We start from the raw sequence: 4076 nt of genomic DNA on the forward strand, positions 1-4076 counted from the left end.
TTATGCGGCAAATTTGCTTTCAGGCTCTGAAAAAATAGATAAAACCAGTCTTAATAATAAACTATATCGAGGTAAGATCGACGGAAAGTATCCGATCACTGTTTTGATCAATCAAATATATACTGATGGTTCTTTTTCTGCAAAATATTGGTATGATAAGAATAAAAAACTGATTGAATGGGGAGGAAAGATAAAAGATAATCATATCTCCATGACAGAAGATGATTATCATAGTGAAGAATTGAAAGCATGGATACCAAGAGCTTTGGTAGAAGCTGATGTGAAAGGAAATAAGATCATCGGAACATGGCAGGACTATAAAACAAAAAAATATTTAAATCTAGAATTAGAAGAATTATAAAATGAAAACGATTACTTTAATTTTTGGAGCGGTGTATGGAATGCTGTCGGTAATACTTGGCGCATTCGGAGCACATGCCTTAAAGAAGATATTGTCCGTAGAAAGACTGGAAAGTTTTGAAACCGGAGTAAGATACCAAATGTACGCAGCTTTTTTTCTGTTAATCATCGGGTACATTTTAAAATTTGAAACGTCTACAGAAAAATGGACATCCATCTTAATGATTGCCGGAACATTTTTGTTTTCTGTAAGTATTTATTTCCTGAGCATGCAGGACTATTTGGGGGCAAATCTTAAATTTTTAGGTCCCATTACTCCGCTTGGCGGATTGCTGATGATTCTAAGCTGGGGAATGTTGATTCTTTATTTTGCTAAAAACAAAATTTAAGAATGAAAATTAATAGAGGGTTACAGTCTGAAAAATTATCGGAAGAATAAGAGAAAATGTATAGACATGTCAAAAATCAAGGAACTAATCTTTAATTTTTGAATGAAGAATCTTGAACTTCCGTGTCTTTTTAGTAAATTTGTCAACCTTTAAATTTTTAAATAAAATAATAAAAATAATATGAATCTTCACGAGTATCAATCAAAAGAGATTTTATCAAAGTATGGAGTAGCTATCCAACGTGGTTTCGTTGCAAACAACGTAGACGAAGCTGTAGCTGCTGCTGAAAAACTAACTGCTGAAACTGGCGCTCAAGGCTGGGTAGTAAAAGCACAGATCCACGCAGGTGGTCGTGGTAAAGGTGGTGGTGTAAAGTTCTCTCCAAACATGGATAAACTTAAAGAAAACGCTCAGAACATCATCGGAATGCAGTTGGTAACTCCACAAACTTCTGCTGAGGGTAAAAAAGTAAATTCTGTTTTGGTTGCAGAGGATGTATATTATCCAGGAGAAACAGAAACTAAAGAATTTTATGTTTCTATTCTATTAGACAGAGCTGAAGGTAAAAATACGATCGTATATTCTACTGAAGGTGGTATGGATATTGAGCACGTTGCTGAAGTGACTCCTCACTTAATCCACAAAGAAATCATTGATCCTGCTTTAGGTCTTCAAGGTTTCCAGGCTAGAAAAATTGCTTTCAATCTAGGTCTTGAAGGAAATGCTTTCAAAGAATTCGTAAAATTCATCGGTTCTCTTTACAATGCTTATACTGGTATTGATGCATCTCTTTTCGAAATCAACCCTGTGTTGAAAACTTCTGATAACAAAATTATCGCTGTAGATGCGAAAGTAACTTTAGATGACAACTCATTATTCCGTCACAAAGACTTAGCTGAGCTTAGAGATACAAGAGAAGAAGATCCAATGGATGTTGAAGCTGGTGAAGCTGGTCTTAACTTCGTAAAATTGGACGGTAACGTTGCTTGTATGGTAAACGGTGCAGGTCTTGCAATGGCAACTATGGATATCATCAAATTATCTGGTGGTAACCCTGCTAACTTCCTTGACGTAGGTGGTACAGCTGATGCTCAGAGAGTACAAACTGCTTTCGGAATTATCTTAAGGGATCCAAACGTAAAAGCAATCTTAATCAATATCTTCGGAGGTATCGTAAGATGTGACAGAGTTGCTCAAGGAGTTGTAGATGCTTATAAAGCAATGGGTAGCCTTCCGGTTCCATTGATCGTAAGATTACAAGGAACTAACGCGGTAGAAGCTAAAAAATTAATTGACGAGTCTGGTCTTCCTGTTCACTCTGCAATTACTTTAGAAGAAGCTGCTAACAAAGTAAAAGAAGTTTTAGCTTAATCTAAAATTTTAAAATAAAAATAGAAACCGTTCCAGTTTTGGAGCGGTTTTTTGTTTTCAAACATTATTTTTTTATTGGAATTCATAAGGCCACAAAGATCTTCAGTAAGAGCTATGCTGATATTTTTTTTGCCACGAATACGCGAATTTTTTTGATGCTATAATATTAATTCCAACTTTAAGACTCACCACTGAAATATATATTCTATGCGCCCTTTGTAGGTCTAAATTTTTAACCACATAGATTTATTTATACACAAATAAAATTATTCGTGCATTAGTGGCCATTACCAGCAGTATACAATTTTATCGGAGATAAAATCTTTGATAACATAAAAACATTTGCAGCCTTGCACTTACCAACAAAAAAAGCTACTCCAATCATTTGAAGCAGCTTTCAATTATGTTAATGTACCCACAACCATCTGTGAAATCAGTGAGATCTGTGGGAAATAAATTACTTATCCTGACTCTCAGGCAAATTGCTTTCCGTATTGGTAATACTAATGCTTGTAGGAGTCACCAATTGAATTTTATCTACATCAAATCGTTCTTTAATAGTTAAATAGGCTTTACTTCTTACCTGTGCCAGATTTGCACCTATCTTAATCCAGAATTTTACCTGAAGATTGAATGAACCCTGTTTCAGATCTGTGAATATTACTTCTGCAGTATCCAGCTTATCTACATTATCAAGATTCTGTATTACTTCCAGAATACTTTTCTGAGCTTTACTGATATCTTCGTCAGCCGGAATCTCAAAATTTAAAATAATTCTGCGTTGCGGTGAAGCGGTAATATTATAAAATGGAGCATTAAACACAACCTGATTCGGAATGTAAGCTTTCTTTCCGTCATCCGTAAGAATTTTAGTTGTTACAAAACCAATTTCCTGTACCGTTCCGGAATGAGCACCAATTGTGATATAATCCCCAACTTTAAAAGCTTTATCAATACCAATAAGCATTCCTGAAAAGATACTCGAAACAAGATCTTTTAAGGCAACCCCGGCAATAACACCTGCTACTCCTAAACTTCCAATAAACTTCCAAAGGAAACCGCTGAATCCCATAATTTCTAAAGAAATGAAAGTTCCCAATAACATAATCAGAAACCTGAAAACTCCGATTAAAGTTACCAGAGAGCTTTCTTTTTGACTTTTTGGGAAAAATCTATGAAATAGTTTTACCGCAATCTGACTTAAATATTTACTGGTAATCAGGAAAAAAGTAAATACTAGGATTCCGACAATTAATTTTGGTGTAAGTTCGGCAAACGTCACATACCAGCTTTCCAATACCTTATAAACAAGGTCGAAGTAGGTGAGTCCAGTTTTCTGCATTGATAAATTTTTAATTAAAGATATAAATTTTCAACAAAAAATTTGCCAGTTCCAAAAAGTCTACTAAATTTGTAGACTAGAAAAACAAAATATTATGTCAATCAAATTAGGAGATACAGCACCCAACTTTCAGGCCGAGTCATCTTTAGGTGACATTAATTTCCATGATTATCTTGGAGATTCCTGGGGAATTTTATTCTCCCATCCGGCAGACTATACTCCGGTTTGCACCACAGAATTAGGATATACTTCCAAATTACAGTCTGAATTTGAAAAAAGAAGAACAAAAGTTATTGCTTTGAGTGTAGATGGGGTAGATGATCATCAGAATTGGATTAAAGACATTAATGAAACCCAAAATACGGATGTACAGTTTCCGATTATTGCAGATAAAGATAAAAAGATCTCAGAACTCTATGATTTCATTCATCCTAATGCTTCGACTACAGCTACAGTTCGTTCTTTGTTGATTATAGATCCTGCTAAAAAAGTTAGATTAATTATTACCTATCCGGCTTCTACAGGAAGAAACTTTGATGAAATACTACGAGTACTGGATTCTTTACAATTAGTGGATTCCTATACTGTTGCAACTCCTGTAAATTGGAAGAACG

4 protein-coding genes and 1 pseudogene are annotated in these 4076 nt (G+C 34.7%); 4 read left to right on the plus strand and 1 reads right to left on the minus strand.

Translation table 11 applies throughout. The annotated features are described in order from the left end of the window. The 3 genes and pseudogenes from CW752_RS09165 to sucC all read left to right on the plus strand — a co-directional run. Positions 1-361: pseudogene (locus tag CW752_RS09165) on the plus strand (hypothetical protein); the annotation flags it as partial. A 1-nt stretch (position 362) separates the two neighbouring features. Further along, on the plus strand, positions 363-749 hold the full coding sequence (locus CW752_RS09170; RefSeq protein WP_050022146.1) for a DUF423 domain-containing protein: 387 nt from the start codon (positions 363-365) through the stop codon (positions 747-749). A 180-nt stretch (positions 750-929) separates the two neighbouring features. Further along, a complete protein-coding gene (sucC, locus tag CW752_RS09175; protein WP_076390839.1) occupies positions 930-2120 on the plus strand; it encodes an ADP-forming succinate--CoA ligase subunit beta in 1191 nt (396 codons plus the stop codon). Positions 2121-2577: 457 nt separating this feature from the next. Here the strand turns inward: sucC and CW752_RS09180 are convergent, their stop codons facing one another. Continuing rightward, complete coding sequence (locus CW752_RS09180) at positions 2578-3462, minus strand: mechanosensitive ion channel family protein (RefSeq protein WP_101239422.1); 885 nt, start codon at positions 3460-3462, stop codon at positions 2578-2580. A 94-nt stretch (positions 3463-3556) separates the two neighbouring features. On the opposite strand from CW752_RS09180, the gene CW752_RS09185 reads away from it, so the two are divergent. Then, a partial coding sequence (locus CW752_RS09185; protein WP_101239423.1) for a peroxiredoxin occupies positions 3557-4076 on the plus strand: 520 nt, incomplete at its 3' end.

Origin of the sequence: Chryseobacterium sp. PMSZPI (assembly GCF_002835665.1) — a bacterium.
GTDB lineage: Bacteria > Bacteroidota > Bacteroidia > Flavobacteriales > Weeksellaceae > Chryseobacterium.